At 43.7% G+C, this 19007-nt stretch carries 14 protein-coding genes and 3 pseudogenes; 13 read left to right on the forward strand and 4 right to left on the reverse strand.

From position 1 onward, the window contains the following. Positions 1 to 10 precede the first annotated feature (10 nt). The 8 genes and pseudogenes from O9139_RS19495 to O9139_RS33525 form a co-directional block, all read left to right on the forward strand. Positions 11 to 907, forward strand: coding sequence for an ABC transporter permease (locus O9139_RS19495; RefSeq protein WP_270881142.1), 897 nt, complete (start codon positions 11 to 13; stop codon positions 905 to 907). Between the two features lies 1 nt (position 908). Further along, complete coding sequence (locus O9139_RS19500) at positions 909 to 1778, forward strand: carbohydrate ABC transporter permease (RefSeq protein WP_270881143.1); 870 nt, start codon at positions 909 to 911, stop codon at positions 1776 to 1778. A gap of 33 nt (positions 1779 to 1811) precedes the next feature. After that, entirely contained in the window at positions 1812 to 3134 is a 1323-nt protein-coding gene (locus O9139_RS19505; protein WP_270881144.1) for a sulfatase family protein, read from the forward strand. Positions 3135 to 3172: 38 nt separating this feature from the next. Continuing rightward, positions 3173 to 4624 (forward strand): sulfatase family protein, encoded by a 1452-nt coding sequence (locus O9139_RS19510; protein WP_270881145.1) that lies wholly within the window; start codon positions 3173 to 3175, stop codon positions 4622 to 4624. A gap of 30 nt (positions 4625 to 4654) precedes the next feature. Beyond that, a complete protein-coding gene (locus tag O9139_RS19515; RefSeq protein WP_270881146.1) occupies positions 4655 to 6115 on the forward strand; it encodes a sulfatase family protein in 1461 nt (486 codons plus the stop codon). Between the two features lie 4 nt (positions 6116 to 6119). Then, entirely contained in the window at positions 6120 to 7526 is a 1407-nt protein-coding gene (locus O9139_RS19520; RefSeq protein WP_270881147.1) for a sulfatase family protein, read from the forward strand. Between the two features lie 80 nt (positions 7527 to 7606). Beyond that, positions 7607 to 7823: pseudogene (locus O9139_RS33385) on the forward strand (IS6 family transposase); the annotation flags it as partial. A 301-nt stretch (positions 7824 to 8124) separates the two neighbouring features. Continuing rightward, positions 8125 to 8313: pseudogene (locus O9139_RS33525) on the forward strand (formylglycine-generating enzyme family protein); the annotation flags it as partial. A gap of 290 nt (positions 8314 to 8603) precedes the next feature. Here the strand turns inward: O9139_RS33525 and O9139_RS19535 are convergent. After that, positions 8604 to 9551 carry a serine hydrolase domain-containing protein gene (locus O9139_RS19535; RefSeq protein ID WP_270881149.1) on the reverse strand — a complete coding sequence of 316 codons (948 nt, stop codon included), beginning with the start codon at positions 9549 to 9551 and terminating at the stop codon, positions 8604 to 8606. Between the two features lie 771 nt (positions 9552 to 10322). After that, on the reverse strand, positions 10323 to 10724 hold the full coding sequence (locus O9139_RS19540; protein ID WP_270881150.1) for a DoxX family protein: 402 nt from the start codon (positions 10722 to 10724) through the stop codon (positions 10323 to 10325). 1258 nt (positions 10725 to 11982) lie between these two features. Here O9139_RS19540 and O9139_RS19545 point away from each other — a divergent pair. Together O9139_RS19545 and O9139_RS19550 are read left to right on the forward strand one after the other, a co-directional pair. Further along, complete coding sequence (locus O9139_RS19545; RefSeq protein ID WP_270881151.1) at positions 11983 to 12897, forward strand: hypothetical protein; 915 nt, start codon at positions 11983 to 11985, stop codon at positions 12895 to 12897. A 643-nt stretch (positions 12898 to 13540) separates the two neighbouring features. Beyond that, positions 13541 to 13725: pseudogene (locus O9139_RS19550) on the forward strand (hypothetical protein); the annotation flags it as partial. Between the two features lie 254 nt (positions 13726 to 13979). On the opposite strand, the gene O9139_RS19555 reads toward O9139_RS19550, so the two are convergent. Together O9139_RS19555 and O9139_RS19560 are read right to left on the reverse strand one after the other, a co-directional pair. Continuing rightward, positions 13980 to 14195 (reverse strand): hypothetical protein, encoded by a 216-nt coding sequence (locus O9139_RS19555; protein WP_270881152.1) that lies wholly within the window; start codon positions 14193 to 14195, stop codon positions 13980 to 13982. Next, the gene (locus O9139_RS19560) at positions 14192 to 14323 is read right to left on the reverse strand and encodes a hypothetical protein (RefSeq protein WP_270881153.1); all 132 of its coding nucleotides are present in this window, start codon (positions 14321 to 14323) and stop codon (positions 14192 to 14194) included. The genes O9139_RS19555 and O9139_RS19560 overlap by 4 nt, the downstream gene beginning before the upstream one ends. Positions 14324 to 14571: 248 nt before the next feature. On the opposite strand from O9139_RS19560, the gene O9139_RS19565 reads away from it, so the two are divergent. The 3 genes from O9139_RS19565 to O9139_RS19580 all read left to right on the forward strand — a co-directional run bounded on the left by O9139_RS19565 (position 14572) and on the right by O9139_RS19580 (position 18284). Then, complete coding sequence (locus O9139_RS19565; RefSeq protein ID WP_270881154.1) at positions 14572 to 15942, forward strand: flavin monoamine oxidase family protein; 1371 nt, start codon at positions 14572 to 14574, stop codon at positions 15940 to 15942. 227 nt (positions 15943 to 16169) lie between these two features. Then, a complete protein-coding gene (locus O9139_RS19570) occupies positions 16170 to 16673 on the forward strand; it encodes a DinB family protein (RefSeq protein WP_270881155.1) in 504 nt (167 codons plus the stop codon). Between the two features lie 1002 nt (positions 16674 to 17675). Further along, on the forward strand, positions 17676 to 18284 hold the full coding sequence (locus tag O9139_RS19580; protein WP_408638369.1) for a maltose acetyltransferase domain-containing protein: 609 nt from the start codon (positions 17676 to 17678) through the stop codon (positions 18282 to 18284). Positions 18285 to 19007 lie beyond the last annotated feature (723 nt).

Here is a 19007-nt window from a genome sequence, read left to right on the forward strand (position 1 = left end):
GAGGAACAGCATGAGAAACGGATTAATCAGGGGAATTCCTTTATATTTGATGATATTGCCGGGATTTCTATTTTTCGTCGTTTTTAAATATATCCCTATAGGAGGTCTGGTGATCGCCTTTCAGGAATACGATCCCTTTGAGGGGTTTCTGGGCAGTCCGTGGGTAGGCTTTGCCAACTTTCAAAGGTTATTTACCGATCAGGACTTTACGAGTTTACTTCGTAATACTTTAATACTTAGCGGACTCAATCTGTTTCTGTTTTTTCCAGCACCAATTGTTTTCGCTGTATTATTGAACGAAATCAGAAGGAGCTGGTTTCGCAAAAGTGTGCAGACGATCGTTTATATGCCTCACTTTTTGTCTTGGGTCGTTGTGGTCAGCATCACTGTACTGTTATTTTCCACCCAAGAAGGAGGGATTAACAATTTGTTGGCCGACTTAGGGTACCAAAGGGTAGAGCTGATGACCAATCCGCATTATTTTCGTGTATTGTACTTGGTGCAGAACATCTGGAAGGAATCCGGATGGAATGCGATTATTTTCTTAGCTGCTTTGGCGGCCGTTGATCCGACGCTGTATGAGGCAGCAGTAGTGGATGGGGCAAACCGTTGGCGCCAAATGTGGCACATTACTTTACCTGCGTTGAAAACAACAATTGTCATCCTATTCATTCTCCGGCTCGGACAAGTAATGGAATTGGGTTTTGAGCATATTCTGCTGTTGCAAAATCCTGTCAACATGAGCGTATCCGACGTATTCGACACCTACGTATACCGAAATGGAGTGCTGCAGGGGGATTTTAGCTATTCCACAACTGTGGGCGTTTTTAAGTCAGCCGTTGGTTTAGTGCTCATTATTCTGGCCAACCGGTTGGCAAAAGTATTTGGGCAGGAAGGAGTGTACTAACATGAGAAGATTTGATGCACGAGGAAACAGCGTGACATTCACTTGGTTTACATGTGGTCTCTTGCTGGTATGCCTGTTCTCGGTGCTCTTTCCCTTTTTGTATGTGATCATGACATCCTTTGCACCGCAAGAAGAGATTTTGACCCGAGGATTTTTTCTTATTCCGCATCATTGGACCATTAACGCTTACAGATACCTCATGCATAATGTTAATTTCTTACATTCGTTCTACAACGCCGCTTACATTACGATCGCGGGTACTCTGATAAACATGGTACTAACGTCGTTCATGGCATATGGGCTTTCCAAATCGTGGCTAAAGGGGCGCAAAATCCTTAATTTCATGGTTCTTTTTACCATGCTTTTTGGCGGGGGCATTATTCCTACTTACCTGATCGTTAAAAGTCTGCATCTTGTAAACAGTTATTGGGCGTTGTTCCTGACCGGAGCAATCGCTCCATTTCACCTTATCGTCTTACGCAGCTTCTTTCAGACGATTCCGCTCGAGCTGGAGGAATCCGCGCGGATTGACGGGTGTGGCGAACTCCGGTTGTTTTACCGGATCATCCTTCCGCTTTCACTTCCAGCCATCGCCACGTTCACCTTATTTTATGCGGTTCAAAACTGGAACTCTTATTTTAACGCGATATTGTATCTGAACGATTCAAGCAAATGGCCTTTGCAGGTGTATCTGCGACAACTGCTGAATCAGTCCGACGGAAGTGTGGAAAGTGCTGCGGATGCGTTACAGTTTACCCCAGCGGTAAGGATGGCTGCAGTTGTTCTAACTGCTGCACCGCTACTGATGGTGTACCCATTTTTACAGAAATATTTCAACAAAGGGATGCTCATGGGTTCTGTAAAAGGATAATTCCAGAGTAGGAGATAATGGGGAGGATGAAAAGTGAGAAATGTGATCATGATTGCTACCGATCAGCAGAAGGTAAGCGCTATGGGCTGTGTAGATGCAAGCTACCGGACACCGCAACTTGATAGACTAGCCGAACGCAGCGTGCGGTTTACAGGTGTCATCAGCACTTCTGCGCAGTGTTCGCCTTCCCGTGCAAGTTGGATGACTGGTAAATACCCGCATCAGGTTGGAGTAAACCAAATCGGTCATGTCCTTGATCCGAGGGAATGGGGAATTGCCAAGGAGTTTAACCATGCAGGGTATGAAACCGCTTATTTCGGAAAGTGGCACCTTGGGTTATCCGCTTCAGCCCACGACTTTCAAATTACGCACTATCGCACGGATGAATTGGAGCTTGGAGGAGCGAATACCGATCCGAGATTTCTTAGCAATAAAGATGCGGTTACGACAGCTATGGCTTTGAATTATTTGGAGGACTACCAGGGAGACAAACCTTTCTTTTTAAAAGTATGCTGGCACATGCCACATCCTAACGCGCCGATAGATCAACCCTTCGAACTGATCGAGCGTTACGCGGAACAATTTCAACTAGCTGACATGCCGATCCCGGACAGTTTTTTGCGGGATAACTTGGCAGGCAAACCGGTATTTCAGCGGGAACGTTCCGAGACAGGGGAGTCGTTGTTGACAGAGGAGCTTGTCCGTCGGGATGCCCAGCGTTACCGGACGATGCTCTCACTCATGGATTGGAATCTAGGCCGCTTAATCGCGAAGCTGGAGGCAAAGGGCCTGCTGGTCAACACCGCCATCCTATTTACAAGTGATCATGGGGATATGCAGGGAGCACACCGGCTGAGGCTAAAAGGGGTGCTTCCATATAAGGAATTGTACAATGTACCGCTTATTCTGTATGTACCTGGGGTGTCCCCTTCACGAAAGGTGATTCCCGATCTTGTTTCCAGCGCGGCTGTCCCTGGTACGCTGCTTGCTGCCGCCGGCCTTGAGGTGCCTGCTGAATTTGAAGGCGGTTCCCTGCTTCCGCACCTGAACCTAGTCGCTCCTCCCGTCCAAGAGCATGTATTTTTCGAGCATTACAAAGCTTATTGGGGGTACCATCCGATGCGTGGCGTGCAAACACCAGACTGGAAGTATGTATACTACTATGAAGACGATATGGAGGAAATGTACGATTTGAGGCAAGATCCTGACGAGCTTGTCAATGTGGCCGGGGAGCTCGAGGCGGAAACGGCACGCCTGCAATTGCGGCAGCAGGTGGACGACTGGTGGGATGCAACGGGAGGTTTATCAAGGCCTGCCATTGAGGATCTGAACAGCACTTGGGGGAAAAATGGGTAAACAAGGAGTTCAAGAATGAAACCATTGATGTTGGGCGTATGAACGAAAGGAAAATGAATATTATCTTGCTTATGACCGACCAGCATAGGTTGGATCATGTTAGTTACCATGGGTACGGACGCATGTCGACGCCAAATATTGATCGAATCGCAGAAAGTGTCGGCTTTACAAATTGCGTGTCCGTCAATCCGGTCTGTACTCCTGCTCGTGCAGCTTTGCTGACCGGAAAGTACACGCACCAGATCGGGATGGTGGCCATGTCCGGAGATTTGTCACTGCAGCACCCCACCTATCCTCGCGCATTGCAGGCACATGGGTATAAGACATATGGTATCGGCAAGTTTCATTGGCTACAAGGGTGGAAATTTGGTTCTCCCATCGGGAAGGGACATCCTTTGATAGAAATTAAAAATGACATTCGCCAATTCGGCTTCGATGAAGTATGGGAAGTGTCGGGCAAACAACTCGTCAGTCGCAATTATTGCGATTACGCCGAGCACTTAGATCGGCAGGGATTATTGGAGGAATACCGAAAGTTCAATGATCGTAATACGAAAAACACCAACGATGCAGAAACCCAACGTTTTACAGCAGAATCGTTCCCATTCGGTGAACACAATTATATGGATATCGTTATTGGCAATAAAATCGTCGAAGCGATTGAACGAAGACCCAAGGAAAGTCCGTTTTTTCTGTTCGGTTCGTTTGTCGGACCGCATCCTCCTTACGACCCTCCGCAATCGTACTTAGACAGAGTGCCTTACGAAGAAATCGACGATTTTTTACCCGGACCAAAAGGTCCTCTATCGAAGGAAACCAAGAAGCATCTATATAAGCTTCGACAGGCTTACAAAGCGATGATCACCATCATCGACGAGCAAGTCGGACGGATTTTAACCAAACTGGAGGAGGAAGGGATATTGGACGATACGGTCCTTCTGTTCACGGCTGATCACGGCGAAATGATGGGCGATCACGGACGTGCACAGAAGCAGTCTCCATATCATGCTTCTGCCATAGTGCCTGCGGCTATCCGTCATCCCAGTTATTTGCACGGGGAGCGGAATTCCGCTCCCATGGAGTTAACCGACTTTACCGCTACAATCCTCGATTTGGCAGGCCTTGACCCTACAGAGGCTCTCAGTAAGGATTGGCCCGCTTTTCATGACCGTGTGCCTTGCCGGTCGCTTCTACCAATCGTTGCAGGTAAAGTCGAGAGGGTGCGTGATTATGCTTTTTCTGAATGCCAGGGGCAGTGGCAGATGATCCAATCGGAACGCTGGAAATATGTTCGGCACTTGCAGTATGAAGATCCGGACAAGGTTCCTGAACAACTCTATGATCTAATGAACGACCCGGATGAACTTCATAATTTAATAGATCACCCCGCCTATTCGGACGCTGCGGAATGGTGCCGTAAGAGACGAGATTTCGTTCTCGATCAAACGCCAGCGGCCCAGCTGCGATGGGCTCCTGTTATCGGGGAATAGCTTTTATTTTAAACGAGAGGATGAAATTTTTTGCGTATTTTATTACTCGATTTAGATTCAACAAGCCCGGATCATTTAGGATGCTATGGGTATCATCGTAACACTTCGCCTAACATTGACCAAATTGCTGCCGAAGGCGTAAGATTTGAACGTTACTATACAACCGACGCTCCCTGTGCTCCATCACGCGCGGCACTAATGTCAGGAAGGTTTGGCATTCACAACGGTATCGTCGGTCACGGAGGTACGGCGGCCGACATGAGGCGTGAAGGAAAGACAAGGCTGTTTAAGGATACTCTTGCTAAAGAAAGCTTGCCTGCCTTTCTCCGTTCCGCCGGGTTAAAAACTGTGTTGTTTAGCCCCTTTGGGGAGCGTCATTCGCAATGGACGTTCTATGCCGGATTCTCTGAGATTCACAATTCCGGAAAGAGCGGCATGGAGTCTGCAGAAGAGGTAACGCCGGGTGTATTGAAATGGATTGAAAACAACGCTAAGGACGATAATTGGTTCATGTACATCAACTATTGGGATCCACATACACCTTACCGCGCACCCGAGGAGTTTGGAAATCCGTTTAGCGAGGAACCGCTACCGGAATGGCTAACCGAAGAAGTATTGGAGCGGCATAAGCAAAAAGTCGGACCGCATAGCGTCCATGAAATCAATATGTTTAACAACCGTACATCGCCTAATTACCCAAGGTATCCCGGAGAGATTCTCGATATGGATGGGCTGCGAAAAATGATCGACGGCTATGATACGGGCATTCGTTATTTAGACACACATATCGGGAAATTACTCGACGCGCTGAATAAGCAGGGAGTTATGGATGACCTAGTGGTCATAATTACGGCTGATCATGGAGAAAATCAGGGGCATTTGGGTATCTACGGTGAGCATGGAACTGCCGACCAAGGGACTTGCCGTATTCCTATGATTATCCGCTGGCCGGGCATTACGGGTAGTCGTGTAGACAACGGATTACATTATCATCTGGATCTGCTGCCTACACTTGCCGAAATGCTTGAAAAGCCGGTAGCTCCAAGCTGGGATGGAAGAAGTTATGCTTCATCTTTACAAAATGGAAATGACTGCGGTCATGATTATCTAGTCATTTCGCAATGCGCCCATGTATGCCAGCGTAGTGTGCGATTCGGCGATTGGCTCTACATTCGTACTTATCACGACGGTTATCATCTTTTCCCACAGGAAATGCTCTACCATCTCAAGAATGACCCCTACGAACAAGAGGATGTGGCCTTGCAGAATCCTAATGTTTGCAGGGATGCGGTGTATTTATTGAATCAATGGCATGATGAAATGATGATGACTATGCCGTACGATACCGACCCATTGTGGACGGTAATGAAAGAAGGCGGACCTTTTCATGCCAAGGGGCATTTAAAGGATTACATTGTGCATTTGGAGAATACCGGACGTGGAGATGCGATACCAGAACTGAAACGCCGACACCCGAGGGAGTTCGTTTAAGACGATGAAACGACCAAACATTCTCATCTTGTACACGGATCAGCAGCGGTGGGATGCACTCGGAGTCAACGGTAATTCCGATATTCAGACGCCCTATTTGGATCAGTTAGCAAAGGAAGGCATCAATTTTGACCATTATTTTGTACAAAATCCTGTCTGTATGCCGAGTAGAGCCAGCTTTCTTACCGGACAATACCCATCTGCTTTAGGGCTAAGCGAGATGGGGATACCTGTTCCCACAAACACGGTTACACTGCCCCAAATGCTAAAACCATATGGCTATATATCTGCTAATATAGGGAAGCTGCATTTTTTGCCTCATGCCAACCGGGATCATCGAAACCCTCATCCTGCATATGGTTTCGATCACTTGGAAATATCCGATGAGCCGGGTTGTTATGAGGATGCCTACCGGGCATGGGTACGAAGAAAAGCCCGAGGGGAGGAGGAGGATGTAGTCAGCATTGGACTGCCTCCTGCCGCGAAAATCTGGAATGATGCCATGGGGATTCAGGACCGGGTCATTCATCCAGACGAACGTTTTCCCAAGAGGGCGATACCGTTTCCAGGCCCTGACGATCTTACTCATACCGCGTTTGTAGCCGAACAAACGATGGAATTTATCAGTCAGAATATGGGGCAATCCTGGCTCTGCATTTCAGGTTTTTACTCTCCACATAGTCCTTGGGTTGTTCCTCGTCGTTTTCTGGATCAATATGAGCCTTCCAGTTTCATAATGCCGAATTTCCCTCCTGATTTGGAGAAAAAAAGGCAAGGAAAGCCTGATTTTACGGATGATACACTAAGAGCTGCACGCCATGGTTACTATTCCATGGTCAGCGAGGTGGATCACCACATTGGTCGCATACTGAGTCTCTTGGAATCCAAGGGGTTAAAGAACGATACGATTGTCATTTTTACTTCCGATCATGGGGAATGGCTGGGAGAACATTTGAAGTACGGAAAGGGCTTCCCGGGACTCGATAGTGTAAGCCGTGTACCTTTGATCATACGCTGGGGCGAAGATACTCAATCTGCTGGACGGACAATCCCGGATATTATAGAAGCGGTTGATGTCCTTCCGACGTTGTTGGAAATGGCGGGAGTGCAAATTCCTGGTTCCTTACAGGGGAAGTCGTTGCTTCCCTTCTTCGAAGGGAAAGTACATCCGCGTCGTGATAGCGCACTTACCGAGCATAAGGGTTGGAAAAGTTTGCGTACTGCCGAAAACCGTTATGTGTTGAAAGAAGATGGGGAAGAGATGCTGTTCAACATCACGGAAGATCCCCACGAATATGTTAATGTTGCACATGAATTCAAATATGCACAACAGCTGTCAGACATGCGCAAATTACTACTAGGTCGCCTTCTTGACAGAGAACGGTCTCTTCCGCGCACATGGGTCTATTAGGTATCCGAATTGGTTCTAGTGCAATGACGAAATCGTATGGTAACATAGACAAAAACAAGGGAAAGTAAAGGAACCATTAGATGAAGTCAGTAACAAATCTATTCAAATGGAAACATTTGATGTTGAAATCATATTGCTAACGGTGAGATGGTATCTTCAATATCGTTTAAGTTATCGGGACTTGGTAGAAATGATGGTCCGAACGACGTTTCTCGATTTCTCTTACAACAATAATGAGATGGTACATCAATTTGCTCCTTTCCTGAAATAGCAAAAAAAGTTCGTCCTCATCTACGTTAATGCTCATGATGATTACGATTGTTGTGATCCTGACAACCCCAATTCAGCCGTTATTCGTCATCTTGTTCGGATAATGATATTCCCTGTCAGCCCGGTTAAGGTTATAATCAATTTATTCCGATTATTTCCATGTGATTTATATGGTATAAGATAGGATTTAAAAAAGGGAAGAGAAGACATGTCGGAATTCGAATTGAAACCCTCCTGCTGCAATGTGAAGCGGGATCAGTTGGCTCCTGCGGAAGGTATTCAAGTAACCGGACTAAAAGCAACGCGGGGAAACGGCAAAGAGGGCATGGTTTATTTGCCAGGCGGCTCATTCTGGATGGGGACCGACGACGCGGAAGGATTCCCTTCGGATGGTGAGGGACCTGTGAGTGAAGTAGAGCTGTCTCCTTTTTATATCGATGAGACTACTGTGACCAATGCGCAGTTCGCCGATTTTGTGCAAGACACCGGTTTTGTAACGGAAGCTTTATTACTGGGATCATGAGCAAGAAACCTGTGACCCTTCAGAAGGATTGGTATTGTTAAAGTTACAACAACCCCTGAATTTTTAGCATTAGTAGAGAAGTTTAAGAATAAAAAGTAATAAATAATCACTTAAATAACTTGCTTTCCTTAACCACCTTACGACTTAACCGTCGTAGGGTGGTTTCAGTGTACGCAAAAAAATATGTGGATAGATTTGTGTCATTAATGTTGGCACATTTGTGTTATTAGACATCGGAAGACACCGGAAGATCTTAGGAATCTATTGGATTGCACGAATACGTATTATAGCTGCTGCAGTAGTAAAGGTGCGATAATTTGGCGGAACACATCTACAGGGTACTGTTCTTTTTTTCGCTTATCATTGGTTAAAACAACAACGGTCTTAAGACTAGGGACTATATAAATATATTGTCCTCCATACCCTCGGGCGTAAAAGTACTCCACAGAATGTGTGGACGAATTGTTTGAAGCCACAGGGTATGAATCAGTCCACCAATGCCAGCCATAGTAGCCCTGGCGTGGGGCTTCCACGAGGAATGCGGATCGTACAGAACGTGCAACCAGTTCCTGTGAAATGAGCTGTTTGTTATCCCATTTTCCTTGCTGCAAATATAGCTGCCCGAACTTCAGCATATCTGAAGGGGAAAGCCAAAGTCCAAAGCCACCTGTATGAATGCCTTGAGGATCCATTTCCCACTTATAGGATTCAATTTCAAGAAGCTCAAACAAATATAACTCCGCAAAGCGGGCGGTTGTCATACCTGTTGCTTGTACCAAGATGGCAGACAATAATTGAGAAACCCCTGAATTGTATTCCATTCTAACTCCAGGAGAATCTGATAGGGGTTGTTCCAAAACAAAATTGACCCAGTTGGGTGATCTAGCCATACGCGGGAAAGAATTCTGTCCACCAAATTCAGTCCAATTAAAACCGGCAGACATCGTCAACAGATGCAACAGAGTAATTTCCTTCTTGCGCGAATCGCGGTGCTGAGCAAGCTGCGGGAAAAATACGGATATGGATGTCATTAGTGGCGGCAGCAATCCCTTATCTATTGCGATACAAATCAGCGAAGCTAGGACACTTTTGGTGCAGGAGTTGATCCTTGCTATTGCTGTTTCTGTTTGAAGATCTCTATAGTGTTTAAAGGTAAGCTGACCTTGTTGAGTTATTAAACAACTTCTCAAATCCAGTGGTGCAATAGCAGTAAATAATGATGACAAATCCATTGTAGCCTTCCTTTACTGTCATAAGATGTAATTCATTCAGATTCACCATGTATCATACCATTTGGAGTGTCTGTATGACAAAAGCGTCGGTAGACGTAAGCATGCACCGATGGTCAATAAATGAGATTCATATAAAACGCTAAAGTATAAAGTAATTCGCATCGTACAGCACCTTTTTTTGTACGGAACTATTGGAGTCGGACAATGGAAACTGAGGAGAGACAGGACTTTCAGACGCAACTAGGAGCAGGCACAATGAATACTCCAAATGAAGTCTTTTAATCCAATGAGAGTATCCATGCTAATATTCAATAATCCAAGTGATATAAATCAATTCGTGATTACGTTGATAAATACGTTAGAAAGTTTATATAACGGTAAGTATGGAACTAAAATCGGATGGGGAAAAGACATTTCTTTAAGGCCTGCAAATAAATGTGAATTAGAAAGTGAAGGGATTCTGGGATAATGATAACACAGGAATTCTGCAAAACTGCGTAACCACCTCTTTCAACTCCGCGGCTGGCTCCCAAAGAACTCATTACGAGGTTATCGAGGTCTATTCCGCTAACGGATACGTTAGTTTAATAAAGACAGCGGCAGTCTAAGACTTTATTTTTCAAGTCTTGGTCCGCCGCTGTTCCATTTTTATAGACTATCTTTCAAGGTCTGGCGAAATTCATTCTAATAAACCTTGTTAAATCGCGCTTCTCAGTCTAAAACTTTATTTTCACAGGACAACTGGGATTGAAAATTGAATTTGAATTGATATTATGATGTTATGTTGAGGATAGGAGGGCTGGACACAGCTGCTTTTTGCTTTTTGTGATAACACACATAGGAACCAGCGATTAAGGCAAAACCGATAATGAAAAAAGCCCAACCGCTAGCTGGGTCGCCCACGGCGATCGAGGAATACATAGCACCTGCCAAGTCAAATGTGAGACCAGCGTATGCCCATTCTTTAACACGCGGAAAGCCGGGAATCAAGATAGCCGCCAAACCTAGTAGTTTGGCGATGCCAAGAAAGGGCAATAGATAAGCAGGGTATCCTAAATGCTGGAATAATTTTATCGCATCTGGAACTGACAGTACATCAGGAATAGCACCTGCCCCCATCAAGAGAACTAATAATCCTGTGATAAGCCAGTATAAGATTGTATCTCTTTTCATTTGAAAATCACGTCCTTATTCGCACGATTTAAACTTGCATATTAGCTAATTACTCTTTAAGTCGGCGTCTATTCTGCCTATCTTATAGGACTATTATGTCTTGCCAAGTAATTGTCTAATTGTTCGAATGTTCCCTCAAACCCTTGTTCAAGCATTGGTGCCATCGCATCGAATTTAGCTTGCTCCTCATCAGATGCACTGTTGGTCCTCCTTGAAGGGACAGGACGGTCATACCGTCACTTGCCTCGAGCGTCAGAATCTTTAGAATTTCAAGTGGCCAGTTCGGATTGAACGACTCGCGAATTATATTCCCTTCCTCATCGGAGAATGATTCGACCCGACTGGCCGGACATCCATTCTGGTTACTTCAAGAGAAAAGCCCTTTGGTCCCCACTCTAAATACAAGCTCGCGCGGTGCATTGAATTCACGTTTCAACAAAAGTCCTTTTTGGTTACTCATTGATTACCCTCCTTAGACTTCAGAGATGACCCTGATCTTTTAAATGTTTAATCAATTCGGTTAGTCTGGCCATTCTCTTCCCACATTTGGCGAAACGATTTCAGCAGATTATCTAATCCCATAATCGGTCCCGGTCAAAGATGGGTTCCGCAAAGAATTCAAAGTTGTTCTATTCATTGGCAAACCCTCCGATAATTTGCCGTTAAAGCCTTTGACTAGTATGGACTCATAACCTTCGAGTATAATATACCTCATTAGGAATATTCCAGTCAAGGAATATTCATTATAATTTCCATTGAAAACCTGAGAAAGCTTCAGAAAGAGTGTCGAGAGATATTTGTTGGAGCGAAAATGGTGCCAACTTTTTGAGGGCTCAAGCCTGTTTCGTGAACTCGGTATTCTGCAGCAATAACAGATGGAACTTGAAGTATGTTCACCGTGCATTAATCGGTACTGGAACCCTTGATCCTCCAATTTGGAGATCAGGGGAGAATTGAAAAAGAATAAAAGCTATTCGCCATCAGATAAAAACTAAAGCCGAATTTCGGTTGGAACAAGATAAAACCCGCTTCATATTGGGAGCGGGTTTTATCTTTTATTTTATTTGTAAGCAAGTTATGCTTTCGGAAAAATGAATCATGTAGATTAGAAGACAGTCAATTACGGCAGAAGGTGTATGTGCATTGACATTGAATAACAGAAAAAATAAGACATAGACTGTATTATTCCTGCTTCGAGTAGTGAAATTACATTAATTTTATTTTGTACAAAGGAAAAATAAAGTGAGGAGTGAAAGGCATGAACTCTAAACAACAAGCTCCAACCAAGCGGGGAGAGATAACTACAACCACACTTATAATACGTGTCCTTATCGGTGGTCTGACGGCTGCTGTCGTACTCACCGCTCTTAATTTGCTTACAACAAGATCGATAGCTACAACCCTGTCGGCTCAGAATATTATTGTCAGGATTATTTCCGGCGTACTCTATGTTGGAATTATGGCTCCTTTAGCGCGCCAGACCTTTTCTCGGGCGTTATCTCGCTTCCTCGCCATCTTCCTAGCATTATATATTACCGGAGCCTTGACAGATCTCGTTGAAGCGTATTATTACACCACCTTGTTGACGCCCGTTAGCTTGATTGCGGCATTAATATTCCAGGCGATCCCGCTGCTTATAATCTCTGGAATCATCTGTTGGCTGATACCAACAACGGAGAAGGTACAGAAAGCGCCCCGCTTTACTCATCAAGTGATTCGCAACCGTCGGTTATTATCCTGGATCTGGCGAATCGTCGTTGCAGGCGTGCCGTATGCCGTAATCTACTTGTTTTTTGCTGCTTTGGTGACGCCTCTTGAACATGCATACTACTATGATAAAGCATTTATTGACTCACTTCACACGCGCGTACCTTCGACCATAACTACACTAATACTTGAGTCTGTACGAGGCATCCTTTTTGTGCTGGCCCAATTGCCAGTCATCGTCGTCATGCGCAAATCGCGTTGGGGCACGGGTCTCTACATCGCGTTGATCGGGGCGGCTTTAGAGGCATGGATCCCACTTCTCGGCCAAACTTCCTGGCCAGTGATGATGCGCTTAGGCAATTTGTTGGAACTGACTGGTGATGCATGTGGACGCGCGCTTTTGATGGCCTTGCTGCTCGTCATGCCGTATCCTCAAATTAGATCACGTTTGTCTGAGTACAAATAGGTCCTAAGGAGGGAGTTTATACACTAATATCAAGACCCTAGGCAGCATAGACTCGGGCCATTGTACCGGGGATATAAGGGTTCCCCTCTGTCTGATAAAGTAGTGTATAATCTTATCTCGGAACAAATGGAATTATTATACTGTCCGAGAGAACGCTTGGAGACCGCTATGAAAGCAGGCCAGGTGTGATTCGATTTGAGGCGCTGGGTGGATAAAGTTTAAAAATTCGTGATACTTCTATGGGATACTATATAGAGAAATTCGTTAAAAAAGAAAAACACACATGTTGGTGACGCGAAATGCACATGTATGCATCGACGAACATATTACATTACAAAAAGAATTGTCGGGTGACAAGAACAATATCTCAATAAATGCCGCTTAAATAGCGGCTTTTCGTATTATTAGGTCAGCCAGAAATTTCTGGTTGGCCTATTTTTATGGGTGTTATATGATGGCGGTAGCCGGGAGAACGTGCGGTTTTTAGGGGACTCACCCCGTACAAAAAACTGTTCTCCCACTACCCCCAATGACCATGTTTGAGCTGGTAGAGGCTATGACCTCGCATCACAAGCGAAGCTATGGGTTTGGAGCCATCGGTGGGATTGCTGGCGAATAATTTATGGGAGATCACTATGCAATTTATGAATATCTTGTGTCGTATATTTACGATAATGAAGATTTTTTACAGCTTACTAATTTGTCTAAAGGGGAAGCAGGGAATATTCTGTGTGTGATTCCAAAAGACAAGCCCAACCACTATTCGCTTGGCAAATTGCTAAAAGAGAGATGGTGGGTCTGGATAATACTTACGTACTTTTTGAGTAGTCTTCATCCAAAGAGGATTACGCTAACGGACACGATACCAGAGGTGAAAGTAATGCTAAATATACGAAAAGCTAATATAAATGACCACGAGTTTTTAGTTCTAATTGACTTGAAAAATGATGGGTATTCATTTTCGGATGTAAGGTGCATTTGTAATTGAGGATTCGGTCATTATAACCGGACAATCATAGGCTCAAGGAACAGTGATTCATTCAACTAACTGAGATCAAAAAAGACACGAATGAAGCCGGCCCCTACTCGACAATCGCTATTAGAGCTTCTGCGGCAATCGTCTTGGCTGCCTCATTGCCTTGCGCTGAGCTCTCTGCAATAGTTAGGAGCGCTTTCTTGGCGATCTCCAGCTGTGTGGTTAAACGGTCAGCCATTTTGGCGATATCGATGGTAAAGTCGTCTGTTAACTCGCCATTGCCGATTAAGACGACCGCAGTAAATTCGAATCTATTCTTCACCTTTTATTCATCTCCTTCAGCTTGATTTCATTGCCGGCGTAGTCGATCCAATAGATGCACAATTCCCCCAATGGGCGAATATTTAAATCATAGGCTACTAAATGCTTCTTTGTAAATATTTTCACCATTACCCATCCTCACGGACGTAGCCTGCTTGTTACTCTAACGGATACGATAGTTTCAAACCAAACAAACAACAAGAAGTTGCCGTCAGTTTTACAACCGGCAGCTTTTTCACGCTAATGGCCAAACGGGTACGATAGTGGAGGAGCTTGCTTCAGGCAGCTCCTCTATTGTTTTATTGAAGTAACGGACAGCATAGGATAATAAGAAGGACCTAGTCTTATAAAAGTAATATTTGGAGGAATCGGATCTTATGGGAATAGGTCGTTTTCCTGAGCGTATTGTAGTTATTGGAGCAGGGATGGCGGGTTTGGTATGCACTTTGGAGCTTATGAAACAAGGATATAACGTGCGTTTATTAGAGGCAAATAGTCAACCGGGTGGTCGCATATACACAATGCGGGATCAATTTGCTGACGGATTATTTTGCGAAATCGGGGCGGCCTTCATTGGAGCGCATCATTTTCTCACATTGAGTTATGCTCAGCAAGCCGGGGTTCAATTAATAAATTTACCAGTCCCGAATAGAAGTTTGTCATATATCGACGGGAGATTAATAATAGATTCTCCGGCCGAACCTGCACTATGGCCTGTTTCACTTACAGCCGAGGAAAGAATTTTAGGATATGCGGGAATGCTGGAAAAGTATCTCAAGCCGGGGCTTAAAGCAGCGGGTAATCCTTTTTTGCCAGGCTGGCCCACACAACAAGCGGCACAGCTCGATTCAATGACAATGGAAGAATATCTTAAGGGCCAAGGAGCATCTTCGGGTGCGATTAAGCTGTTAGAAATAGGATATATGCAGATGTTGGGCGATGGTATTCGCAAAGTATCCGCATTACAGCGACTGCTTGACCTAAAAATGGCCAGTTCCGAAAGAAATACACAGACTATAGTAGGTGGGATGGATCAATTACCGAAAAAGCTTGCCCTTACAATTGGCTCTAATATTAGTTATGGATGTGCTGTGACGCATATTGAACATAGTAATAAAGGAGTAGTTATCCAATTTACTAATTCCGGCAAAGTTTTCACTATCTGCTGTGATCGGGTCATTGTGGCCATTCCGTCTACAGTCCTACGTACAATTCATTTTTCCCCGCCACTTAGCAAAGAAAAAAATGATGTCATTCAAAACCAACTTTCTACCTCCGTTACGCGTACAGTCATACAAAGCCGAACTAGATTCTGGAACAGCTTAAGTTCTTTTACTACAGTAAATACGGATCTGAAAATTGGATGGTTGCTTGATGCTACATTCACTCAAACGACATCAAGGAGGGGGTTAATTTGTTCGTACTCCTCCGGTGAATCGGCGCGAGTCATATCTAGAGCTGGTAACTTTAATTCAGCTGTATCAGAAATCAAACAGGTGCTTCCTGAATTGTCGTATAATTATGAAGGTGGGACGGTCTTTTCTTGGGATCATAATCCATACTCCCGTGGTGCATATGCTTGGTATAAGCCGAAACAGATGCTTCGAATGCTCCCAACACTTTCTGCCGAACAAGGTAGAATTTACTTTGCTGGCGATAATACAAGTCTTTTTCCCGGTTGGGTTGAAGGTGCGATCTCTTCAGCGTTGCGAGCTGTAAATCAAATTATTGCCAATGCCAGCATATAGTACGGTAAAGTATGTATTAATAACTAGTACGAGACAATAACCTGATAACTAGCAATTTTGCTACATAGTCTTTTGAACTAACGGGACACGATAGCTCAACGATTACAAAGAAACGGCAGCCGCAGAAGGTTGCCGTTTTTCTCAACTAACGGGTAGGATAGTTAAAGAAGGGTTTTTACCAAATAAAACAGAATAAGTAAGAATCGTGGAAAAAGGAGGTATTTATAATGACGCATTCCGCATTAAAAATGTACGACTACCACGTATGGGCAAATGGGGTTATAATCGATCGTTTAAAAGAACTTCCACAGGACATTTATCAAAGAGAAATTCAGAGTGGTTTTTCTTCGGTATCGAAGGTGCTAACGCATATTTATCTCGTAGATTACGCATGGTTTGAGATTAGCTCGGGTAAAAGTATGAATGAAGCAATGGCGTTCACAAATCAACTAAGCGCACAGGTGGAAACGAAGAGCATTGAAGAAATGAAAAAAATATTTCTAGACTTATCTGAAAGGTATAAAGCATTTCTCAATAGTCAAGAAGATCTTGAAAAGTCGATTGTGGTGGATAACCCCTATGCCGGTGTGCTTGAAACTTCTATTTCTGAATCGGTACTGCACGTTGTCACTCATGGATCATATCACCGTGGCAATATAGCTACCATGTTGCGACAAATGGGGTACACCTCTGTTATGCAAGATTTTGGACTGTATCTATATTCAAAATAGAATGAGTAACTCACTCACCAAATCCCTTGATTGCTAATCTTGAGGTCTTTTCTTATTGGGTTAAAATGAACAGATTCTCAACTAACGTAGAACGATAGTTAAATATCAACAAAAAAGGTTGCCGGTTTCACGGCAGCCTTTCGCTCGTTTCCTGACTCAGACTCATGAATGCGCGTTTCCTCAGCGTTTGCCTTCCAATGGCATTTGTCCAAGCAAACAATATGTACCGAACGTATATTAAACCGAAGTGAAAAATCACTGGAGAGGAATGAGTAAATATGGGAGTAGGTTTTGGTGGTAGTTGCGCCGGTTACGGCCTGGGTACAAGCGCCGCAGTTGTTTTGGTTCTTTTTATTCTCTTGGTAATCGTCTTAGCAACTTTTACAATTTAAATATGAGGTAAACAAAAACGGTCCTATCGCGAAATAGATGCGAACACGGGCCGTTTTTCTCGTGGTATTGCTAAGAGCTGAAAAAGAAAACGACACTATATGGATAACCTGGATTAAGTGCTTCCTGGAAAAAAAAGAGATTATAGATGAATATTGTGACTACAAAGAGATATTAGAAAAGGCAGAATGTTGAATTCAGCTAACGGATAAAACCATAGAGGTTGAAGCTTACCATTGCAGTTTATGTAATGAATGGATTATAAATCAAATGCAGTATCAGGATATATCTGTAAATATTCCCCGAATTGAATTAGTTTAAAGATGTAAATATTGAAATGTAGACGTTTCAGATCTTCTAAATAGCGCTTTAACGATGGTCTTAAAGCTATTATTAATCTAACGGGACACATTAGTTTAAAACAATAAACCGGCAGCAGATCAGAGATCCGCTGCCGGTTTGTTGTGCGTGGGGAGGTCGAAGAAATAGAAGTAATCGGCTCTATAGCAATCTAAAGAGGTTATTCTGGGTTCACCAGTTGTTCTTTGAATAGTTAATTGTAGTTTGTTACACTTAAAAAATAAGAGTAATAATACACATATGTAGAAAGGAATGTCAGAAGTGACACAACGTGAAAATATAAAGAATGGATTATTGTTTACGGACATGGGAGAAGGCTTGCCGGAGGAACGGCTTAGGGGGAAAGAGCTGGTATATGACTTTAACCAAACAAGACCGTCCGAGGTGGCCAAACGTGAAGAATTGGCTAAGCAACTTTTTGGAAGCTTGGGCATAAATTGCTGGATTGAACCACCTATTCACTTTGCCTATGGCTCTAACACGTTCATTGGTAACGATGTCTATGCGAATTTTAATCTTACAATCGTGGATGATACAACGGTTAAGATTGGAAATGGAGTCTTATTCGCTCCTAATGTTACGATATCTACGACCGGACATCCCATTGATGCAGAATTGCGTGCAACAGGGCAAATGTATGCATTTCCAGTTATCATTGAAGACAATGTATGGATTGGGAGCGGTGCAGTTATTAATCCGGGTGTAACTATAGGGAAAAACAGTGTAATAGGGGCAGGTAGCATCGTCACGAGAGATATTCCGCCAAATGTGGTTGCAGTAGGCAGTCCATGTAAAGTACTGCGGCAAATTACGGAAGAAGACAAAATTTACTATTACAAAAACCGGAAGGTGCAACCTTAATCTCACGTTAAAGGGGCTATTCTGCACCAAACAGCTATCGAAATGGTTAAACAAACTGTTTACTGCACTCCATGGTGAAGTTCCATAGCCAACTGGTACATTCGGATAACTGCTAGGAGTTGTGATATCAACAGACGCACCTTATACTGTTTGATTTGGAGTTGTAGGTAAACTATTAGGAGTCAGTCCGCCTGTTGTAAGTGAGCTACGTGCATTTACTATTGCTGGAACAGCAAGAGTATACTCCAAATGAAGTCATTTAATCCATTGAGAGTATCCATGCTAATTTTCAATAATTCAAGTGAAGAAAATAAATCAATTCGCGTGATTACCTTGATAAATATGTTAGAAAATTAACTATTTAAGCCACAAAAACCAAAAACCCATCGTCAAAATAATGGCGATGGGTTTTTGTCGGGAATGGGATAAAGTTCTTGTCATTTATGACATCAAGTTCTTGTCAACCGACATAAATGACCAATGACACAAATGTGCCTACATAGACCAGAGCGAAAAAGCTTGAGAAATCAAGCTTTTATTTTTTATGTAGGTGAATTTGCGTCATAGAAAAATGCATAAATTTCCCTACATTGTAGTCCTGTGACACAAATCTCCCTACATTCTAGACACCGACTCGATAAATTTTCAGCAAGCAGGCGTTAAACTAACGGGCAGGAAATTTCCAATTTACGGTAGAGGTAAGGGTTTAGGGGAGGGGTTTAA

Source organism: Paenibacillus aestuarii, from assembly GCF_027789125.1.
Classification (GTDB): Bacteria; Bacillota; Bacilli; order Paenibacillales; family NBRC-103111; genus Paenibacillus_E; species Paenibacillus_E aestuarii.